Genomic DNA, 21,448 nt, shown 5'->3' with positions numbered 1-21,448 from the left:
AGCCATGGTAAAAAGTTCAATTATAACAATAGATGAACCCAATTCTCCTACAGCGGAAAGGTATAAAACACTTAGAACAAATTTACAGTTTTATTCTATTGATTCTAAACTGCAGACAATTATGATAACTTCAGCTGAGCCTGATGAAGGGAAATCCACAGTGGCATCAAACCTGGCCTCTGTAATGGCTCAAAGCGGTAAAAGGACACTTCTTATAGACTGCGACTTTAGAAAGCCCAGCATTCATAGAATATTTGGGATATCAAACTTTGGAGGGTTGTCCAATGCTCTTGTGGAAGAAATAAACATTTACAAGGCCATACAGGTAAGTAAAATTGAAAATCTTTATATTTTAACCTCAGGAGTAAAACCGCCTAACCCATCCGAACTTTTATCCTCTGATAAATTAAATCATTTTATATACTCCTTAAGGGATTCTTTTGACTACATTATACTAGATACACCTCCTGTGGGCGTGGTAACAGATGCTCAGATAATATCCAGATTTGCAGATGGATGTGTTTTAGTTATATGTTCGGGAAAAACCTCAAGGGATGAGGCTGTAAAGGCAAAGCAGCTTCTGCTGAAGGTAAATGCCAAGATTATAGGCGTGGTTTTAAACAAAGTTAAAGTAACAATAAAAAATAAGGATGCATATTATAACTATTATTATGATAGTACAAGGCGAAATAAAAAGGAATAAACCTTGGATAAAAATACATAATGCAAAAACATCAAACGGGATTAAATAAAACATTAAGTATTTTTAAATTCAAGGAGGGATATAAAATATCAGAGATTTCGCATCTAAATTCCAGTAAAAGATTTACTTTTACTGGAATTGTATTTTATTGTACTTTCTTACATGGCTGGTAAATCAACAGACCGATATGTCGAAAAAATAGTTATAATTACCCTTACCCTAAGAAATTTTAATAATCGATTTCCAATTTTATTTTTATATTAAGTCTTTTTAAATATTGGATTATTCCAGTTGTCATCTATAGTAAATCTTTCATCTTTTATATCTTCAATAATATCTATTTGAAGCATCCGTTTCTTTCTAAAACCTCTGATACATCTAAAAAAATATAACTGCATCAGATTAAACGCTATAATTATAAACATCAGTACTGTCTCTACGCCCGTAGGGCTATGAAGAAAGCAATGATCTAAATGCCATTCTGTTTTAAGCTGATGAAAGGCATTATTTTCTATATCCCACCTCTTGTGCATTATCTTCCACAAGGTTTCTACTGAGGCAAATTTGTCTGTTGTTATAATCCAGCCTTCTTTAATTTCTACCTTATCTCCAGTATGAATTTCTTCTATAAACCTTATAAATCTAACTTTGATAGTCGGATCTGATATTTCAAAATTATCTTCATCCCAAGCTTTAATTTTGGTATAGTCTTTACTTCCCTGCTTTACAATCCATTTCTTATCAGCCTCACGGCGCTTAAATAGAGCTAATGCATCCTTTACAATGAGAAGACGCTCATCTTTAACTCTTACTACTGCATTCATTCCTATTGAAAGGACTTCTTTTATCCAAGTAGATTTACAATATAAAGCATCAGCTACTATAATATCGGCAAAATGGTGATATTTACGATATAATTTTTTTATTAATCTTATACCTCCGGTGATTTCACCTTCATCTTTATTCGAACTATCTTTCTTAGGTTCAAGCATTTCTTGTCCTAAAATAACATGGGGATCCGAACCTACGGTAGTACAAACTACAGATCTGTGGAAATGACGAGTAGTGCCATCCTTATTCTTTCGTGAAAGACATTTGTCACAAAATTTTTTAGCACTTTCAAATAATTCTACACCATCTACAGCAACTACCTTTAAGCCATCTATGGTACCATTTCTAAATATCTTATTTTTTATCGTAGTTCTAATTATACTATCATGAATATTTTTCAAACCATTCAAATCAAAATCACTTAAGCAGCGCCTAACGGCATCAATGTGAATCATTTTAGTGTTTTTAGGTAATACTTTTTTAAATTTACCTTTTTTAAGCCAATGCTCTAACCTGTTGAAACTTCTTATTTGAAGCATAAATCCAAACAAAACTACAAAGGTGATTGTTGAAATTTTTACTAGAGATTTTATCTTTTTATCCTCTAAGGTATTGATTTTTTCACCTATATCGTATACTTTATTAATATAGGTGAGCATTTGTTTTAAATAACTTTTATTCATCTTAAGGCATCCTTTCTATTGTGTTGTGCAAAACTATTATAAAAAGGATGCTTTTATTATGCAAATTTTTTTTATAATTTCCAGTAGAAATCGGATTTTACAATGTTTTTATTAAATACTAGCAAATCAATATAAATCAGCGGGCTGCGCCCTAAAACTTTTTTAGGTGCTAAACTTCTGATAAAATATGCACAATAAAAAATTAAATGGTGAAGAATGGGCTGAAATAAACAACTTGAAATCAAAGAGATATTTTTATGATTTTGTAAAAAGACTTTTTGATTTTATAAGTTCTCTAATTGCCATAATAATTCTTTCACCACTTTTTTTAATTATTGGCATAATTATTAAACTTGATTCCAAGGGGACTATTTTTTTCTCACACAATAGATTAGGCAGGGACGGTTATGTAATGAAAATATACAAATTCAGAACAATGGTATCTGACGCAGAGGAGCTTTTAAAGCAGCTGCCCAGTGAGCAGAAAGAGGAATTTGAAAGAAATTTTAAGCTGGAAAATGATTTCAGAATAACAAACACAGGCAGGTTTTTAAGAAAATCAAGCTTAGATGAACTGCCCCAGCTTTTTAATATATTAATTGGAAACATGAGCGTAGTTGGTCCCAGACCTATAGTTGAAAAAGAGCTTGTAAAATACGGTGCTTATGGAGATAAACTTTTATCAGTTAAGCCGGGGCTTACTGGAAACTGGCAGGCTAACGGCCGAAGCAGTACCACCTATGAGGAAAGAGTGAATCTTGATATGGATTATATAGACCACAGAAGCATTACTTTGGATTTAAAAATTATTTTCAAAACTGTGGCGGTGGTATTCAAAAGACAAGGTGCATTCTAATGTTGTCGAATGCTACCGTCGAATGCTACCAGGTAGCACCCGAAATTTGTCTGTCGGTTGTGTCGAATGTAACCAGGCAGCACCCGAAATCTGTCATAGGGGGATTTAACTATGTGTGAAACAAATAAAATATGTATTTTCGGCCAGGGCTTTGTGGGGCTGCCGTTATCATTAAGCTTTGCATTAAACGGCTGTTCTGTTATAGGTGTGGATTCAGATGAAGATCTTGTAAGCAGTATAAAATCAGGTATAACTCATCATATTGAGAAGTTTAATAATCTGCCCATTGACCACATACTGGCTGAGGAAATACAAAGTGGGAGATACTGCATAACATCAGATGGTGCTGGTGCAGTAAAAAAAAGCAATGTAATAATAGTTACCGTTGGAATTAATATAAAAAATAATAAATGCCAGATGGATTGTTTACAATCCGCATGTGAAACTATAGGAAAAAATATAAAGCAAAACCACCTGATAATAATTAGAAGTACTGTAATTCCTGGAACTACTGAGGATTTCTGCATACCAATTTTAGAAAAGTATTCAGATATGAAGGCAGGGCAGGATTTCTATGTGGCCTATTCTTCCGAGAGAATTGCAGAGGGTAAAGCCTTCCAGGAATTTGCCCATATGCCAACTGTGGTGGGAGCAGTTAATAATGAAAGCATGGAAAGGGCAGTAAATGTGCTTTCTATAGTATGTAAAGCAGAAATTATACCTGCCAGCTGTATAAAAACTGTGGAAACCTCAAAGGTTTTTGAAAATGTACAAAGAGATGTAAATATTGCCATGAGCCAGGAATTTGCAAGATTCACTGAAGGTCTTGGCATAGATATATTTGAAGTTATAAAGCTTGCTAACACCCATAAAAGAGTAAATCTATTAACACCTGGGCCAGGAGTTGGAGGCTACTGCATACCAAATGCCTATAATTATATAGCACCAAAGGCTGAAGAAATGGGAGTAACCATGGATTTATTAAAGCTTTCAAGAAATAAAAATGCAGCTGTGCCGAAATTTATTGTAAATAAAACAGAAGAACTATTGAAACTCCAAGGAAAGGCATTAATAAATTCAAAAATAGCGGTACTTGGTCTTGCTATGAAGGATTACTCTAATGACGACAGAACAAGCCCTGCAGTGGAAATATGCAGCTTATTAATTAATAAAGGCGCTCATGTAGCATCCTTTGATCCTTTGGTTTCCACTGAATATACTCATAAAGTAAATACCCAGCATGAAGCACTGAAAAACGCAGATGCAGTGCTGATACTGGCAAGGCAGAAGGAAATTAAATTAAATGACTTTCAGCAAATAATAAGGTTAATAGATGAAAACGCAGTGTTTATTGATACAAAAGCAGTTATAAATCAGGAAGAAGCTAAGCATTACGGTATAAAGGTTTGGAGAATATAATGAACATTTCTGTAATTTGTCCTTTATATAATGCACAGCAATATGTTGAGAATCTAAACTTAAGTTTACTCATGCAGAAAAATGCAGAAATTGAATCAATAAACTATATATTAACTGAAAGCAATGATAATACAGAGGAAATTTTAAAATCGCTTAATGTTAAGTATCACAAAATAAAAAAACAGGATTTTTCTCACAGCTTAACAAGGGAAAAATATGCTTTTATGTGCAGGGGTGATATTTTAGTTTTTATTACACAGGACATTGTCATTAAAGATGAATATTGGCTGTTTAATCTAACTAAAGACATTATTAATGGAAACTGTGAAGCAGCTTTTAGCAGGCAGCTGTGTGAAAGGGTTGGAATTGAAAAATATATAAGGCAGAAGAATTATACTGATAAATCAAGAATTGTAACTGAGAAGGATGCAGAAAAGCTTGGCCTAATGACATTTTTCTTTTCTGATGCATCATCTGCCATTAAAAGGGATGTATTTGTAAAGCTAAAGGGCTATGACAGTAAAGATTTAAGGATTTGTGAGGATATGTATATGGCCTATAAATTAGTTATGAATGGCTGCAGAATACAGTATTGTGCTGATTCTGTAGTTATTCATTCACATAATTACACTTTAAGGCAGCTTTACAAAAGGTATTATGAAACAGGGATTTTTTTTAAAGAAAACAACTATTTACAAAGCTATAATGCAAACCACAGCGGTTTTTCATTAGCAAAATATGTTTTTCAGCAGGCTGTTAAAAACAAAGATTACAAAACATTGTTTAGCATAATACCTAATTTCGCAGCCAGATTTCTAGGAATGCAAATGGGTAAGCAATGTAAAAGGAATGTTTTAAAATGCATTTGAAAAATATTGTAATCGTAAGCGATTACTGTTATATAAATGGAGGAGCTTCTAAGGTTGCCCTAACCAGTGCAATGGAGTTTAGAAAAATGGGGTATAAGGTGATCTTATTTTCAGCAGTTGGGCCTGTTATGAAGGAGCTCCAAAGCTGCGGTGTCACTGTTTTGAACCTTGGGCAATATGATATATTGAATAATCCCAACAGACTGGAAGCCTTTAAATCCGGTATCTGGAACAAAAGAGCTGAAAATGAATTTAAAATATTACTAAATAAATTAAATAATGAAAATACAATTGTGCACATTCATACCTGGACAAAAGCACTATCATCATCAGTAATCAGGACAGCAATAAATAATAATTTTAAAGTGGTTTTAACACTCCATGATTATTTTACAATTTGTCCTAATGGCGGTTTTTATAATTACAACACTGAGGAAATATGTGCTAAAAAGCCCATGTCAGCTCAGTGTATTCTATGTAATTGTGATTCAAGAAAATATATGCATAAGATCTGGAGGGTACTAAGACAGCTGAAGCAAAGCGGCAAAGGCTTAACACCATCAGGTATAAAAAATTATATATATATATCAGAAAAAAGCAAAAACATTTTAAAACCTTATTTGCCGGGAGATGCAAATTTTTATTATGTAAAAAACCCCATTGATATTGAAAAAGAAACACAAGTAGAAGTGCAGGATAATAACAGTTTCATATATATAGGAAGACTAAGTAAAGAGAAGGGCTGTTTATTATTTGCAAAGGCAGCCAAAGAACTCAGTTTAAATGCAGTATTTGTTGGGGATGGAGAACTTAGGGCAGAAATAGAAGGTATTTATCCAAAAGCAAGAATTACAGGCTGGACGGATAAGGAGACCATTATTGATGAATTAAAAAAAGCCAGAGCATTGGTTTTCCCATCATTATTGTATGAAACTCTTGGACTTACAGTATTGGAAGCCCAGGCAAAGGGCGTTCCCTGCATAATATCAGATACTTCTGCAGCAGCAGAATTTGTAAAAAATAATGAAACTGGTCTTTGGTTTAACACTGATGATATTGAGGATTTAAAAGAAAAGATAAAAATCATTATGAATAATGATATAGCTGAAAATTACGGTAAAAATGCTTATGAAAGCTATTGGAAAAATGATTTCAGTATTGAAAATCATGTAAATCAGCTTGAAAAAGTTTATGAGGATATATTGAAAAGGGGATAAGGCATGAAAAAAATATTAATGGCAGAGTATTTAGAATATAACAGTGATTTTAAAGTTGGTAATCATCATTATGCAAAAATGTTTTCAGAAAATGGTTATGAAGTACTATGGCTGTCCCCTGTATATAATCTAATGACCAGGGTAATAAATAAAAAAAATTATTATCAGAGAAAAGAGCTTAATAAAGCTGAATTTGTCAAATTAGATAATAATATATATGGCTATGCTCCTTTTTCATTAACACTATATGGAAAACTCCCTTTATTGGATACCAGACTGGCAAATAAAATCAGCATTAATCTAACTGTACCCAATATAAATTTAACATTAAAAAATAATGGCTTTGATAATGTTGATATTCTTTGGCTCACAAATGTTAAATATTATTATTTAACAAAAACAGTAGGCTTTAATAAGCTGATTTACAGATGTGCAGATGACATAAGCCAGTTTAAAGAATCCTGTAAATCCATGGCTTTTTTTGAAGAAAAAATAATTAAAAAGGCTGATCATGTATTTGTTACATCTCATAACTTAATGGAAAAGAAAAAGCCTTTAAGAGAGGATTTAATTTATCTGCCAAATGGAGTTGAATTAAATAATTTTATAAGAGATGAATACAGCATACCAGAGGAATATGTAAATGATACAAGGAAAAAATGCATATATATTGGTGCTATTGACAACTGGTTTGACTTGAATCTAGTGCTTTACTGCGCCGACAAACTGAAGGAAATAAGCTTTTATTTAATAGGACCAAGCAGGATAGATACAAGTAAATTAAATGAATTTAAAAATATTCATTTATTGGGGAAAAAGCATTACAAAGATATACCAAATTATCTTAAGTATAGTGATGTTGGGATTATACCATTTCTCATAAACAGCGTAACTGATTCCATTGCGCCAATTAAGCTTTATGAATATATGAGTGTAGGACTGAATGTGGTATCCACTAATTTTAAAGAAATAAATTATATTAAAAGTGCTGCCTATATATCAGAAAATTACAGTGAGTTCTGCAGTAACATTGAGCAGGCTATTGAAAATAAGAATATAAATAGAGAAAAAAATATTAATTTTTCAAGGGAAAATACCTGGGAAAAAAGATTTAGAGAAACTGAAAAGCATATTTAAAATTAATAGGTGTAATAAATGTTAAATATGATTATAAAATTAAGAAATTTAACCCTTAAGAAGGCAGTAAGAAAGCTATATAATAAAATTTTATACAGTATCAGAAAAATAAAAATGAAGAATAATCCAATTGTCATGGAAACTTATTTTTTCACTTGTTATAAACCTAACTGCAGCTTTTTATATAATCCAAACAATAAGGATTATTTTGTTTCCGAATTAAACAATCTACACCTTTGCAGTGAAATAATTAATTCAGCTGGCAAAATATGCAGCCATGAATTTAATCTTCTAGGCTCAGGTGATATATATTTAGGTGAAAAACTGCCCTGGAATGAGGATTTTAAAACAGGATTTAAATGGGAAAGTAAATTTTATAAGGATATAAAAATAGTTGATTTAAATAACAATGCTGATGTGAAGGTTCCCTGGGAGCTTTCAAGGTTTCAGCATTTATTTACACTGGGCAAGGCATACTGGATAACCAATGATGAAAAGTATGCTGAAGAATTTAAAGAAGAAGTACAGGATTGGATAGAGCAAAATCCTGTGGAATGCAGTGTTAATTGGACATGTACCATGGATGTATCCATAAGGGCAGTAAATTTAATTTGTGCATATTATTTTTTCAGTGGGTCACTAAGCATTGGCAAAGACTTTTGGAATAAATTTAATAACTTATTATATACCCATGGAAAATTTATATATAAAAATCTAGAAAATCAACAGCAGTACAACACTAATCACTACTTATCAGACCTGGCAGGACTCATATGGCTTGGACTATATTTTGTCGAATGTAACCAGGCAGCACCCGATATTTGTCATGTCGAATGTAACCAGGCAGCACCCGATATTTGTCTAAAGTGGCTAAGGTTTGGACTGAGAGGATTTGAAAATGAAATACAAAGGCAGATTAATGAGGATGGCACAGATTACGAAGGCTCAACTTCATATCACAGACTGGTGACAGAAATATTTCTAATTACCACAATATTCTGCAATAAAAATCATATATATTTCTCAAAGGATTATATGACAAAACTTGAGAAAATGTGCGAATTTTTAATGAATATAACAAAACCCAATGGACTTTCCCCAGTTATAGGTGATGCTGATGACGGCAGATTTTTAATTTTATCCAATTATTCACAGTGGAACAAAAGAGATTTTAGTAACGTTCTAGCTGTTGCAGGTGAATATTTTAATAGAGATGACTTCAAAACCATGGGAAGATATCACAGTGAGGATGCCATTTGGACCATGGGCAGCTTTAAAGCAGTACATGAAAATTTTAAGCTGTCATCCAAAGCCTATGATACAGGGGGTTACTACATTTTAAGAAATAATAGATTTTACTGCATAGTAACATGCGGCCAGATTTATGCCGGAGGGCAGGGGGGACATATCCATAATCATCAGCTAAGCATAGAATTAAATGTGGATGGACAGGACTTTATAATTGATGCAGGAGCATATATTTATACTGCAGATTATAAAATGAGAAATCTATTCAGAAGCACAAAAATGCACAACACATTATATATTAATAATTTTGAACAGAATGATTTCAGTAAATATGATTTATTTTATATGAAGGAACAAAGCTTTGGAAAATGCACTTTATTCAATGATGAGAATTTCCACGGCCTGCACTATGGTTATAAAGAAAAATGCGGTGCTATCCATGAAAGAAAAATAAACCTTTTAAAAAATGAATTAATTATAACAGATAATCTTATTGGCAATAAAGTAAGCAATGCTTTTGTAAATTTTCAGCTTGACTATGGAGTAGAAATAGAAGAAAAGCCTGACAAAATAGTATTAAGCAGAAATGGCATAAAAATAGCATTACAGTGCAGCAGTAAATATTCAATTCAGGACTCATTTGTATCCTATGGGTATGGTCAAAAGCTGGCTGCAAAGAACATTGCATATGCTGCTTTAGATAATATGTGCAGCATAAAAATTAAAGTCATTTAAAATGGAGCGTGATATTGTGAAACAGGTATTAGTTAAGAAAGGCCAGGTAATGGTATCAGAGGTACCGGCACCTGTGGTTTCAGATAATGGGGTTTTAGTAAAGGTGTTATATTCCTGCATCAGCGCAGGAACAGAAATCACAGGAGTTCAGGAATCCGGAAAATCATTGGTTAAAAAGGCAATGGAACAGCCTGAAAAGATAAAAAAGGCTTTGAATATATTTAAAAAGGAAGGTATAGACTCAATTCTTACTAAGGTATATGAAATGGAATCCCCCAAGCCCACAGGTTACAGTGCGGCGGGTATAATAATGGGCCTTGGCAAAAATGTTCAGGATTTAAAAATAGGAGACAGAGCTGCCTGCGCAGGAGCCTCTCATGCAAACCATGCAGAATATATAGATGTGCCAAGAAACCTTGTAATGAAAATGCCTAACAATTTAAGTATGGAATGGGGCTCCACAGTGGCACTGGGAGGAATAGCAATGCAGGCAGTGAGAAGGGCAGATTTAAGGCTTGGAGAAACTGCAGTTATAATAGGCCTTGGAATATTAGGACAGCTTTCTGCTCAGATGTTGAAAACTTCGGGATGCAGTGTTATAGGAATTGATATAGATGAAAGAAGGTTAAATATTGCAAAGGAAGCAGGCTGTGACTATGTTATTAATTCAGCAAAATGTAATGCTGCAGCGGAAGTAGAAAAAATCACACAGGGCTATGGAGCAGACACAGTTATAATAACAGCATCCTCAAGCTCTAATGAGATTTTATCACAGGCATTTAAAATGTGCAGAAGAAAAGGAAAGGTTGTCCTGGCAGGTGTAATAGGAAGTGTTTATAAAAGAGAGGATATGTATGAGAAGGAACTGGATTTTATAATTTCCACCTCTTATGGTCCTGGCAGATATGATGCAAACTATGAGGAAAAATCTATTGATTACCCCTATGGTTATGTGAGATGGACAGAAAACAGAAATATGGAGGAATATCTGAGACTTGCAGCAGATAAAAAAATAAATCTGGAGCCATTAATTGAAAAGATATATGAAGCTGAAAAAGCACCTGAGGCATATAGCACACTTAAAAATCCTGAAAATAAACCTCTTATAGTGCTGCTTAAATACGGCGAAGAACAGCGCCAATTAAGCAGAATAGTTTCAATAAATGCTGAGCCATACAAAAAAGAAGGGAAAATTAATGTGGCACTGGTGGGAGCAGGTGGCTTTGCTAAAGCAATACATCTGCCAAACCTTAAAAAATTAAGTGATATTTTTAATATATATGCTGTAATGAGCAGGACAGGTTCAAATGCAGTTACAATAGCTAAGCAATATGGAGCAAAATATGCTGCAACTGAATATAATGAAATACTCAATGATGATAATGTGGATATGGTGATGATTTGTACAAGGCATAATGTTCATGCAGACATGGCAATACAAGCTATGAAAAAAGGAAAAGCAGTGTTTGTGGAAAAACCTATGGCATTAAACATGGAAGAAATGCATGAAGTGCTTAAAACCATTGAAGAAACAAAGGTACCTTACACCGTTGGTTTTAACAGAAGATTTTCCAAATATGCTGCTGAAGCTAAAGAATATATTAAAAACAGAGTAAATCCAATGATAATAAATTACCAGATGAATGCTGGTTATATTCCACTTAACAACTGGGTGCACTCAGAAGAAGGCGGCGGCAGAATAATAGGAGAAGGCTGCCATATATTTGATTTATTTAGCTACTTTACCGATGCAAAGGTCCAAAGTATTTCCGTGGACAGTATTTCACCAAAAACAAAAAATATTTCACACAATGATAATGCAGTAATAACTTTAAAATATGGTGATGGTTCACTTTGCACATTAACCTACACTTCCCTTGGAAACAATGAATATCCAAAGGAATTCTGCCAGATTTACTTTGACAATAAAATTATAACCATAGATGATTACAAAAAAATTAATGGCTATGGCATAAGGATATTAAATGCTGAAAGCAGATCTTCAGATAAAGGTCATTACGAAGAGTTAATGGAATTTGCTAAAGCCATAAAAAATGGAGATAAGTACAGCATACCTTTATGGCAATTAAGGCAGGCCAGTGAAATAAGCTATTTTGTTCAAAGTCAGCTTATGAAAAATTAATATTCATGGGGGTGATAAGTTGAATAAAATTAAAAATGCAATAAAAGAAAACAATGACTTATACTGCTTAGCTGTAAAAGCAAAAAACAGAATACCTAGGAAATTATATTATCCCAAGGATTATTTTAAAATAAAAAGGATGCTGGATTCTAACAATTTAAATATAGATGAATTTAGAAATGAAAGGCTGTGTAATTTATTAAAAGAAGCTCTGGAATATGTACCCTATTATAAAAAATTAAATTTAGGAATCTTAAGTGAAGATATAACTGAAGAAAATGCATTTGAAATGCTTCAGAAATTCCCATATATAGATAAGAAAACAGTCATTGAAAATGCTGATGACTTTGTAAATATAAAATTTAATAAAGACAAATTAATACACAACAAAACCAGCGGATCCACAGGACCAGGAATAGATTTATGGAGAACCAGGAGAGAAGAATTGCTGGAAAAAAGTTTTTTTGATTACAAATGGGGCAAATTAGGCTACAAAGATAATTCTAAAATTGTGAGGATGGCAGTTGAAGGAATAAAAAAAGATAATGAATACCCATGTTCATATGTTGGGGACAAGATGATAATATGTCCTAATCATCTAAACTACAAATGCATAGATGAAATCTTTAATAAAATAAAAGAATTCAAACCAGCATTTTTTCATTGTTATCCATCATCATTTCAATATCTGCTTCAATATATGAAAGAAAACAATCTAAATCTTGATAATGTACAAGGCATATTTTTAGCTTCAGAAGCTGTAAATAAGGATGTATTAAATTTATCACAATTAGTATTTAAAAATGTACCCATAATATTTCATTATGGGCTAAGTGAAAGGAGCAATCTTGCCTGGGGAATATTCCAAAATAATGAAATATGTTATAAATGCGATGATATATATGGTTACAGTGAAAACATTATAAATGAGGATGGCCTTCCTGAAATAGTTGGCACATCCTACTGGAATTATGCCATGCCCTTAATAAGATATAACACCCATGATATAGGAAAAATAGAAAATGGAATTATATCAAATTTACAGGGAAGAGTTGAGGAATTTTTAATTACTAAACATGGTGATAAAATACACGGAATAAATATTGACATGGATGATTATACATGGAAGTATGTAGATATTGTTCAGATAGTACAAAATGAACCAGGAAAAATTGAAATTCATGTAAAACCAAAGGACAGCTTTAACCTTGATGTAAAAGAAAAAATTCTAAAATCCAAAAGGGCCGAATGGGGCAATATGTTTGATATTTTATTGGTAATTGATAATAGAATATCAAAAACAAAGTCAGGTAAGGTGAGATATATTATAAATAACATTAGATAGGTAGTGTTTTAATGAAGGTTAATATTATTGGCCCATATCCGCCGCCCTATGGTGGGATTTCAGTGCATATAAAGAGAATGAAAAAATACCTGAGAAGCAAGGGGGTGGATGTGGAAGTATATGAGGATAATAAAAAAGCTTTTTTAAAAGCACCCCTTTTAAAGGGCGAAATTATACACTTTCACAGTATAGGTAAAAAAAAGAGAATTTTAATGGGCTTTCTTGCAATGTTTCATAAGAAAATCATTTTAACTATTCATGGTGAAAGCTTACATGACCAGCTGGAACAATCAAGCCTTTTTATAAAAAGGTTATTATTATTCAGCCTTAAGAAAATAAATAAAATTATATGCATCAACCCAAAAACACTTAAGGAGCTTATATCCTATGGTATAGCTGCCAGTAACTTAGCCTTCATTCCATCATATATTAATCCAATAGAGGATGAAAATGATTCTGTTAATATACCTTCCTTTGTATGGAATTTTATAAATAACGCTGAATTCTTAATAAGTGCAAATGGATGGATAACCTTTTATAAAGATCAGGATTTGTACGGTATAGATATGCTTATTGAACTTATTAGGAAATTAAAATATGAACATTACAATGTGAGTTTATTTATAGCACTACTTGGAACTAGTATGCAAAGTCAGCAGGAAAGGTCATATTATAATGACTTGAAAAATAAAATTATAAATTATGAACTTGAAAAAAATATATTAATATTTGAAGTAAATGACACTGAATTTTATCCAATACTGAAAAAAAGCAGCTTATTCATAAGACCAACTAACGCCGACGGCTATGGGGTTTCCATTGCTGAGGCATTATATTATAAAGTCCCATCTATAGCTAGTGATGTATGCAGCAGGCCTGAGGGTACAATAATTTTTAAAGCAAGACAAATAGATGATTTATATATAAAAACAGCTGAAGTAATAAAAAATTATGATTTATACCAGGGGAAAATTAAAAACATTGAACTGCCAAATAATGCTGAAAAAATTTTAGATATTTATAAAGAGCTGGATTCATAAAAGGTACATGAAAATAATAATAGAAATGTGGTGTTAAATTGGAATATGCCCCATTAAATTTAAAAAAAGAAAAAGTATTATGGATAGTATTAATTCTCTCAATTTTTTTGTTAAATGAGACACCAAGGATGCTGCTTATATATAAGCTGTCAAATAATCAGTCAAATATCTGGTATATAAACTTTTTGTTTATCATGTCAGTTACTTTATTATTTATATATTATATGAAAAGAGAGAAAATAAACCTTAAAACAATTTTCTTAATAATTATTATAATGGGATTATTATTTGCTAATTCATTATTTGGCAATATAAATACAAATTCATTTTTATTATTTTTTATCACCAATGCATTTCCACTGATGCTTATTGCCTATGAATTAGATTCAATAAATACAATAACTGAAATATTCTTAAAAATATTTAATTTTATCATAATTTTATTAACTATATATGGCATTATCGATTATCTTACCAATGGAGCTTTACAGCTGTTTATAGCAGATAATTTGGCATATGGAGAGCTGCAATTACTTATTAACTCTGAGCATGGCTATATATACAGAATGTATTCTTTTTTTGGGCATCCATTACATAATGCTGAATTATATATAATTTTTTATACTGCCAATAAGGTATATAACAGATCTCATAAAAATTATTATAATGATTATATTTTACTTATAATAACCCTTATTGGATTAATTTTAAGCGGCAGCAAAACTGCATTAGTAATTGGATGCTTTCTTTTCATATTTTGCAGCGGAATTAAAAAGCATAAGTTTTTGTATTTTATATTTTTCATGATTACCATTTCAATATTATTTAACAGCAGTATCTTTAAGAATAACCTTTTTGAAAGATTCCAAATAGGTATTGAAACTAATGATATAAGTTCAGGCAGAAATGATGTACTAAAGGAGGTTATCAGATTGGGCATTAAGCCTAACTGGATTACAAGCGCAGGTGCAGGAAACTCAAGGAATATAACTGTAAATGCAATGACAGGAGCTGAAAACTTCGAATATCCGCCCATTATGCTTGCTTATGATTATGGAATTATAGAAACAGGTTTGATTTATGCTTTAATATTTTTATATCCTTTCATAACTTTTTTTAGAAACAAGCATTGGTTTATTTTATTTAATTATTTAGGGCTGTTTATTTATGCAAATAGTAACAATGGGTTAGCTAATCTGGGAACGGATTCAATGGCAATACTCTGCTTTATTATTATGTTATTTATAAATTTATCAAACCAGCAGAAATTATCCTTACACATGCAAAATAAAGGGGTATGAAAAATGGATATAAAATTAATAACAACCACTGAAGAATTTTATAAACTTAAGGAACCATGGGAAAGACTTCAGCAGATGGATAAGGATGTAACCTATTACAGCACTTTTGAATACAACTGGATATGGTGGAATGTATATAAAAATGAAAATATAAGGCAGCTGTTTATAGTGGCAGTTAAGGAAAATGGTCAAGTTATAGCCATAGCACCATTTGTTATAAAAAAGGTAAATGAAAAGCTGTTTTCATATAAACTCCTTGAATTCTTAGGAACAGGAGATTATCTTGGAATATTATTAGACAGAAACTGTGAAATAAAATCAGATACCATTATTAAAAAAATATTTAATTTTGTAGAAAGTGAGAGCAGACAATTTGAAAGAATTAAATTAACACATATAAAAGCTGATTCAAAGCTGTCTGCCTATATGCTAAAAAATAAAAAACACAATATGGATTTCAAATATTTAATTGAATGTCCCATTTTAAGGTTTAACAGGTTTAAATCATTTCAGGACTATAAAAAAGAATTTGCAAGTTCCAATGCAAAGCAGTATTCAAATAAACTGCAGAGAAAAGTAGATTACAGCTTTAGAGTTATTTGTAATGAAAATGAGGATGTATATGATAGAATATCAAAGCTTCATATAAATGAGCAGAATTATTTAATTGAAGCAAAAGGCAGAAAGGGAAGATCCAGCTTATATGAAGATGAATTTCACTCTGAATTCGTAAAAAATATTTTTAATCACAATTCTAATGTAATAACTTTTGTAATTGAAGATAAAAATGGAAATATATTAATATATGAAACATGTTATTTATACAAAAGGATTCTCCATATGTGGAATACGGCTTATGATCCTTCATATGAAAAATATAACCTGGGGAAAATAATAAACTTAAAAATAGCTGAATATCTTTTTGAAAACAATATGGCAGACATTTTTGACTTTGGCGCAGGCAGATATTTCTGGAAGTTTGAATGGGCTGATGATTTTATGCTGGATTATGAACTGGATATGTGGAATGTGAAAACTTTAAAAGGCAGGATTCTAAAAAAGCTGTATAAACTAAAAAAAAGGTATTTTAGGAGAAAAAATGGATAACAAAAAGTTTATATCAAACTCCTTTATTTATTTGGTGTCATCTATATTAACACAAATCATAAATTTAATACTCATACCGATATATACAAGAAATATGACATCTGCAGAGTTTGGACAGTTTAATCTGGTGAGCTCTCTACAGAGCTTTTTAACTATATTTATAACTTTAGGCATATTCTCGGGACTTAGCAGATTTTTTAATGAAGTTGAAGATAAAAATAAATTAAAAAATACTGCCCTGAATTTTTCCATGATGTGGGGAGCTTTATGCTGCTTCGTATTTGCATATTTATTAAATAAACCCATTGCAGACCTGGCTTTTAGGGGAGACAATTTAGGCGTAATTTATGTTAAATATGTAATTATAAACTCTATAATTTCATGTCTCATAACAATTTATACAAGCTATTACTCAATGCTTTTTAAGGCAAAAAAGGTATGCATAATTAATTTATCTCAAATAATATTAACACTTTGCTTTACTTATTATTATCTGGTAATGGATCACTATGGTATTTTGGGAGTGTACAGGGCACAGCTTATTTCTTTTTCTATAGATTTTATTGTATTATTCATCATGGATATACACAATTATAAGTTTATTTTATCAAAAAATCAGCTAAAAAAAATGCTTCATTTTGGCATCGGACTTATTCCTGGCCAGATTTCATCCTGGGTTTTGACACTTATCGACAGATATTTCATAAAAGGAATGCTTAACCTGACAGCTGTGGCAGTATACTCCATGGGATACAAAATAGGAATGATAATACAGCCTCTTCTTTTGACTCCATTTGCATCCTCCTTTACACCTTTTAAATTTTCAACCTATAAGGAATCTGATGCTAAGTCAAGAATTAAAAAAATATATAATCATTTCAACTTCATAGGCTGGTTTATGGTGCTGGGTTTATCAGTTTTTGCAGATACAGCAATAAAATTATTGTCCACAAAGGAATACAGTGAGTCCTATAAAGTTGTTGCTCTCATTGCATTTTCCTACTATCTATGCGGACTGTCAGAATTTTATATATTAGGGCTTCTTATAGAAAATAAAATGTTTATGAACTCATTTATTATTACAATATCTGCAGTATTTAATGTAATATTTAATTTCATGCTGATTCCCAAGTTTGGTATTTATGGCGCTGCAGCAGCAACATGTATAGCATATTTTATTTCAGATATTCTATATTACCGTATTGGAAAAAAATATTATGACCTTAAAATAAGCTTTTTTGATCCATATAAATATGGCTTTATATTTTTAGTACTGTATTTTATTTATATGATATTTAAGCTTAATGTGAATAATTTAGCAATAGAGTTTTTACTAAATATAATTATATGTATATCATATATTGCGCTTTGTATTAAATTCAAACTGTTTTCCTATGATATTATATTGAAAATTATAAGAAGATTTTACTTTAAGGTATATATTTATAAAGCTGATATACTGGATGAATATATATATCGAAGTCATGGCTTAAGCTTTGGAAAATTAAATTTAGAAAGATTAAATAAAATGATGAAAAGCTATTCAGATGAAATAGATGAAAACAAATATGAAATTCTTAAGGAAAGACTAAGCAGTAATAATGAAAGCGTGTTCATAGTTTATAAAGATGAAGAAATAATGGGATACTTTAATATGGCATACAGTGATGTTACTGAATCAATTACAGGTGCAGTTATAAGTGTTCCACAGGATTCTGTTTATTTCTTTGATGATTATACCTTTAAAAAGCACAGAGGAAAAGGCGTTCATGAATATTCCATATTCCGAAGGCTGCAAAGGTCAAGCAATTTAGGCAGAAAGTATGCCTATGTGGGTATATATCCTCATAATATAATTTCACAGAAATCCTATATGAAATTCTCATTTAAAAGGGTAAAAATATACAGCTGTCTTAAGCTTGGAAAAATAAAAAGGACTTATGAAAGGGCTATAAGTAAATGAATATTCATATATGTAAATGGTATAACAACTCTGTGAGTCCAGTGCTTTTATTAATTGATGATCTGGCAAATGTATGGGTGGATGTTAATGGCAATGGTAAAATAGATCTGGAGGAGGACTGGGGCTATGGGAAAAATGGTGAAAATTCCTCCTTCAGATTTTTAAATGAAGTCATTTTAAAGGATTTCACCTATGTTAAAACAACTTTTTTTGTTCCCATGGGTATCAGGGCTGGAATGGTGCAGTCACCTGAAATTAAATCCATTAGCAAAATGCTAAACTGTGACGGTGAAACAAAGGCTTTTTTTAAATCCATTAATGATAGTGGAAAATTTGAAATTGCATATCACGGTACAACCCATGGAAAACCTGGTGAAACAAGAAATGATTTTAAACAGGAATGGCAGCTTTATAAAGACATTAATGAGGCAGTGGAAACCATAAATAAGGGAAAGGAAATCTATAAAGATGTATTTGGCTGCTATCCAAATGGGGGGAAATACTGCGGCTATGAATCAAATGATTTTTCAGATGAAAGCATAGATAAAACATCATTTATGTGGTGGTGCAGATTTTATAACAGAGCCTTAACTGAACAAAAAAACTGCAGCATTGCAGGCAGTGATTTTAACCCTATTACAAATTTTGATATTAAAACTTTTGGCATAAATAATGTGGTGGACATACCAACCACTTTAAATGGAGCACTGCTGACAGGTATTTTTAATGCTGATAAAAAAACACTACAGGGCAATATTAAAATTATTTTAAAGCACTATCTTATAAATAAAAAGCTCAAAGAAATAGATTTTCTTATAAAGAATAATCTTATTATAAGCATTCAGGAGCACATCTCTCCTGCAAGAGATGATGGAAGAAGGCAGACACCAAATATATTTGATGATGCTGACAGTCTAAAGTGTATATTTAATTATTTAAAAGATAAAAATATGTGGTACTGCACGGCAACTGAGCTGGCAGAGTACTATATTTTAAGAAATAATGTGCACATTGAGGAAATTAGTGAAAATCAATTTAAAGTAAATTATACTGGTACAAAAGAAATAAAAAACAAGATAATAAGTATTAATCTGCACATGAAAAATGTAATCATATTACAGCCGGACAACGGCATAATAGAAGGTAATAATGGAGTATTCAATATTAATGTAGAGGAAGGTTTATATAAAGTTGTTAAATTATAAAAATAGTAAGACAATCTATGATTATCAATTGGTTTGGACGGAGGTTGGAGAATTACAATGCTTGATATACACAGCCATATAATACCAAATATAGATGATGGCTCAAAGAATATCGATATGTCTATGGAGATGATAAAAATAGCAGCAGATGATGGAATAGACAATATTATAGCAACACCTCATTATTGTACAGGCTGCTATGAAAAAAATTATGAGTACATTGAAGGCTATGTAGAATATCTAAATAAACTTGCTAAAGAACATGAACTTAATATAAAAATACTGCCGGGACAGGAGATTTTTATAGATAATTACACTTTGGACTATTTAAAACAAGGTATTATAGGGTCTTTAAATGAAAGTAAATATATGCTGGTGGAATTTAATATGGCTGAATTTGATGAAAGTATAATGGACATACTTTATGAGTTGAGGATTATTGGAATAGAGCCTATTATTGCTCATCCTGAAAGGTATATATATATTGTTGAAAATCCACTATTTATAAATAAATTTGTAGAAGAACAGTATCATTTTCAAATTAACAGCGGAAGTATTACTGGACTATTCGGGAAAAAAGTAGAAAAAACTGCAGAAATATTAATACAGCATGGAATTTGTTCCTTTGTAGCCTCTGATGCTCACAGCAATAACAGAAGAGTCCCTAAAATTTCTGAAGCACTGAATATAGTTAATCAGAAAAATAATGCCAGCTATGAAATCATACTAAACAACTATAAAGCTTTTTTAAATAATGGGAGTCTTTACTTTAGCGGCGAAAAGATAAAAGAAAAGAGAAAGATTTTCTGGGTATGGTAACTGTGACTTGGAGAAAGTTGGAAGGCCTGCTTCCCTTCCTTTAATAAAATTTGAAGGTTATTTAGAATTTTCATCCACTAATTCTAAATCGTTGAAAAAACGGTATTTGACAAATTTAAAACAGGTTTAACACTGATGATTTTTAACCATATAACGTGTATAATATAATTGAGAGAGGCAAAAACCAGCACCATTTTGGGCGCATGAACCTATGGGTGAAATAAAACTAACTTTTTGCAAGAGTAAATTCCACCCCTCGATTTTGTAGTCATAAATTACGGCTGGCAGTGCCTCTTATCATAATTTATTTTTTAAGAAGGGATGGGCGCAGGGTAACCTTATTAGGTGTGATAAGTTCTGCGCCCATCCTTTTAAGATGAAAACTAAGTTTATAATAGCACCAGATTCATTTAAGAAAAGCTTAAATGCCTTTGAAGCCAGGTATGGACTGATAATTAAAGAAAATACAGTAGTAATTGAAACAGCATCGGCTTGCGGGCTGCAATTAGTTAGAATGTGAGATAGGAACCCATTATATACAACAACCTTTGGAGTAGGGGAAATGATTTTGGACGCCATACATAATGGGGCTAAGCATTTAGCAAAGGCTTAAGTTAATTCGGTTAATGTAAGGAGGCCTACTATGAATATACTTGATCAATTTATTACTATTGTGGATCCGTCAACAACTTTGGGTGCTTTCATAATTAGTGTAGTAGCTTCCATAGTTGTGGGTTTCTTCACGGGTAAGAAAGTTACAAATATTCAAAAAGGGAAGAATGTAAGAGGAGATATGATTCAAAACTCTAAAGTGAAAAAGGGGTAAA

At 31.6% G+C, this 21,448-nt stretch carries 18 protein-coding genes and 1 pseudogene; 18 read left to right on the top strand and 1 reads right to left on the bottom strand.

All coding sequences use genetic code 11. The features are described 5' to 3' along the window. Positions 1–4: 4 nt before the first annotated feature. Positions 5–703 (top strand): CpsD/CapB family tyrosine-protein kinase, encoded by a 699-nt coding sequence (locus tag EQM05_RS09685; protein ID WP_128749852.1) that lies wholly within the window; start codon positions 5–7, stop codon positions 701–703. Between the two features lie 260 nt (positions 704–963). Here the strand turns inward: EQM05_RS09685 and EQM05_RS16195 are convergent, their stop codons facing one another. Then, positions 964–2,217, bottom strand: a complete 1,254-nt coding sequence (locus tag EQM05_RS16195; RefSeq protein WP_128748581.1) for a transposase — start codon at positions 2,215–2,217, stop codon at positions 964–966. A 187-nt stretch (positions 2,218–2,404) separates the two neighbouring features. Between EQM05_RS16195 and EQM05_RS09675 the strand changes: the two genes are divergently transcribed. The 17 genes and pseudogenes from EQM05_RS09675 (at position 2,405) to EQM05_RS09600 (ending at position 21,447) form a co-directional block, all read left to right on the top strand. Beyond that, positions 2,405–3,073, top strand: a complete 669-nt coding sequence (locus EQM05_RS09675; RefSeq protein ID WP_128749851.1) for a sugar transferase — start codon at positions 2,405–2,407, stop codon at positions 3,071–3,073. Between the two features lie 111 nt (positions 3,074–3,184). Continuing rightward, positions 3,185–4,492, top strand: a complete 1,308-nt coding sequence (locus EQM05_RS09670; RefSeq protein WP_128749850.1) for a nucleotide sugar dehydrogenase — start codon at positions 3,185–3,187, stop codon at positions 4,490–4,492. After that, entirely contained in the window at positions 4,492–5,361 is an 870-nt protein-coding gene (locus EQM05_RS09665) for a glycosyltransferase (protein ID WP_128749849.1), read from the top strand. Before EQM05_RS09670 ends, EQM05_RS09665 begins: the two co-directional genes overlap by 1 nt. Next, positions 5,352–6,578 carry a glycosyltransferase family 4 protein gene (locus EQM05_RS09660; RefSeq protein ID WP_128749848.1) on the top strand — a complete coding sequence of 409 codons (1,227 nt, stop codon included), beginning with the start codon at positions 5,352–5,354 and terminating at the stop codon, positions 6,576–6,578. Before EQM05_RS09665 ends, EQM05_RS09660 begins: the two co-directional genes overlap by 10 nt. A 3-nt stretch (positions 6,579–6,581) precedes the next feature. Continuing rightward, complete coding sequence (locus tag EQM05_RS09655) at positions 6,582–7,715, top strand: glycosyltransferase (RefSeq protein ID WP_128749847.1); 1,134 nt, start codon at positions 6,582–6,584, stop codon at positions 7,713–7,715. A gap of 18 nt (positions 7,716–7,733) precedes the next feature. Then, the gene (locus tag EQM05_RS09650; protein ID WP_128749846.1) at positions 7,734–9,698 is read left to right on the top strand and encodes an alginate lyase family protein; all 1,965 of its coding nucleotides are present in this window, start codon (positions 7,734–7,736) and stop codon (positions 9,696–9,698) included. Positions 9,699–9,714: 16 nt separating this feature from the next. After that, positions 9,715–11,841: a bi-domain-containing oxidoreductase gene (locus tag EQM05_RS09645; protein WP_128749845.1), complete on the top strand. Its 2,127-nt coding sequence runs from the start codon at positions 9,715–9,717 to the stop codon at positions 11,839–11,841. A gap of 19 nt (positions 11,842–11,860) precedes the next feature. Beyond that, complete coding sequence (locus EQM05_RS09640) at positions 11,861–13,186, top strand: phenylacetate--CoA ligase family protein (protein WP_205694129.1); 1,326 nt, start codon at positions 11,861–11,863, stop codon at positions 13,184–13,186. Between the two features lie 11 nt (positions 13,187–13,197). Continuing rightward, on the top strand, positions 13,198–14,226 hold the full coding sequence (locus tag EQM05_RS09635) for a glycosyltransferase family 4 protein (RefSeq protein ID WP_128749844.1): 1,029 nt from the start codon (positions 13,198–13,200) through the stop codon (positions 14,224–14,226). 107 nt (positions 14,227–14,333) lie between these two features. After that, positions 14,334–15,527 (top strand): hypothetical protein, encoded by a 1,194-nt coding sequence (locus EQM05_RS09630; RefSeq protein WP_128749843.1) that lies wholly within the window; start codon positions 14,334–14,336, stop codon positions 15,525–15,527. A gap of 3 nt (positions 15,528–15,530) precedes the next feature. Next, on the top strand, positions 15,531–16,634 hold the full coding sequence (locus EQM05_RS09625; RefSeq protein WP_128749842.1) for a GNAT family N-acetyltransferase: 1,104 nt from the start codon (positions 15,531–15,533) through the stop codon (positions 16,632–16,634). Next, the gene (locus tag EQM05_RS09620) at positions 16,627–18,597 is read left to right on the top strand and encodes a flippase (RefSeq protein WP_128749841.1); all 1,971 of its coding nucleotides are present in this window, start codon (positions 16,627–16,629) and stop codon (positions 18,595–18,597) included. The genes EQM05_RS09625 and EQM05_RS09620 overlap by 8 nt, the downstream gene beginning before the upstream one ends. Next, positions 18,594–19,802 (top strand): hypothetical protein, encoded by a 1,209-nt coding sequence (locus EQM05_RS09615; RefSeq protein WP_243108034.1) that lies wholly within the window; start codon positions 18,594–18,596, stop codon positions 19,800–19,802. Before EQM05_RS09620 ends, EQM05_RS09615 begins: the two co-directional genes overlap by 4 nt. Before the next feature lie 57 nt (positions 19,803–19,859). Next, positions 19,860–20,621, top strand: a complete 762-nt coding sequence (locus EQM05_RS09610) for a CpsB/CapC family capsule biosynthesis tyrosine phosphatase (RefSeq protein ID WP_128749840.1) — start codon at positions 19,860–19,862, stop codon at positions 20,619–20,621. 376 nt (positions 20,622–20,997) lie between these two features. After that, complete coding sequence (locus EQM05_RS16190; RefSeq protein ID WP_243108033.1) at positions 20,998–21,141, top strand: glycerate kinase; 144 nt, start codon at positions 20,998–21,000, stop codon at positions 21,139–21,141. A 15-nt stretch (positions 21,142–21,156) separates the two neighbouring features. Next, positions 21,157–21,234 (top strand): annotated as a pseudogene (locus tag EQM05_RS16185) (hypothetical protein); the annotation flags it as partial. 30 nt (positions 21,235–21,264) lie between these two features. Beyond that, positions 21,265–21,447 (top strand): hypothetical protein, encoded by a 183-nt coding sequence (locus EQM05_RS09600; RefSeq protein WP_128749839.1) that lies wholly within the window; start codon positions 21,265–21,267, stop codon positions 21,445–21,447. Position 21,448 lies beyond the last annotated feature (1 nt).

The sequence above is a fragment of the Clostridium sp. JN-9 genome, from assembly GCF_004103695.1.
In the GTDB taxonomy this organism is placed as follows: Bacteria; Bacillota; Clostridia; order Clostridiales; family Clostridiaceae; genus JN-9.
The sequence above is the reverse complement of the archived record's forward strand: the minus strand, read 5'-3'. Positions and strand labels throughout refer to the sequence as shown.

Bases quoted from the DNA above. Each gene is read 5' to 3' on its own strand.
- EQM05_RS09670 (WP_128749850.1), top strand. From the start codon at position 3,185: ATGTGTGAAACAAATAAAATATGTATTTTCGGCCAGGGCTTTGTGGGG.
- EQM05_RS09660 (WP_128749848.1), top strand. From the start codon at position 5,352: ATGCATTTGAAAAATATTGTAATCGTAAGCGATTACTGTTATATAAAT.
- EQM05_RS09615 (WP_243108034.1), top strand. From the start codon at position 18,594: ATGAATATTCATATATGTAAATGGTATAACAACTCTGTGAGTCCAGTG.
- EQM05_RS09675 (WP_128749851.1), top strand. From the start codon at position 2,405: ATGCACAATAAAAAATTAAATGGTGAAGAATGGGCTGAAATAAACAAC.
- EQM05_RS09650 (WP_128749846.1), top strand. From the start codon at position 7,734: ATGTTAAATATGATTATAAAATTAAGAAATTTAACCCTTAAGAAGGCA.
- EQM05_RS09655 (WP_128749847.1), top strand. From the start codon at position 6,582: ATGAAAAAAATATTAATGGCAGAGTATTTAGAATATAACAGTGATTTT.
- EQM05_RS09600 (WP_128749839.1), top strand. From the start codon at position 21,265: ATGAATATACTTGATCAATTTATTACTATTGTGGATCCGTCAACAACT.
- EQM05_RS09620 (WP_128749841.1), top strand. From the start codon at position 16,627: ATGGATAACAAAAAGTTTATATCAAACTCCTTTATTTATTTGGTGTCA.
- EQM05_RS09685 (WP_128749852.1), top strand. From the start codon at position 5: ATGGTAAAAAGTTCAATTATAACAATAGATGAACCCAATTCTCCTACA.
- EQM05_RS09665 (WP_128749849.1), top strand. From the start codon at position 4,492: ATGAACATTTCTGTAATTTGTCCTTTATATAATGCACAGCAATATGTT.
- EQM05_RS09635 (WP_128749844.1), top strand. From the start codon at position 13,198: ATGAAGGTTAATATTATTGGCCCATATCCGCCGCCCTATGGTGGGATT.
- EQM05_RS16195 (WP_128748581.1), bottom strand. From the start codon at position 2,217: ATGAATAAAAGTTATTTAAAACAAATGCTCACCTATATTAATAAAGTA.
- EQM05_RS09610 (WP_128749840.1), top strand. From the start codon at position 19,860: ATGCTTGATATACACAGCCATATAATACCAAATATAGATGATGGCTCA.
- EQM05_RS16190 (WP_243108033.1), top strand. From the start codon at position 20,998: ATGAAAACTAAGTTTATAATAGCACCAGATTCATTTAAGAAAAGCTTA.
- EQM05_RS09625 (WP_128749842.1), top strand. From the start codon at position 15,531: ATGGATATAAAATTAATAACAACCACTGAAGAATTTTATAAACTTAAG.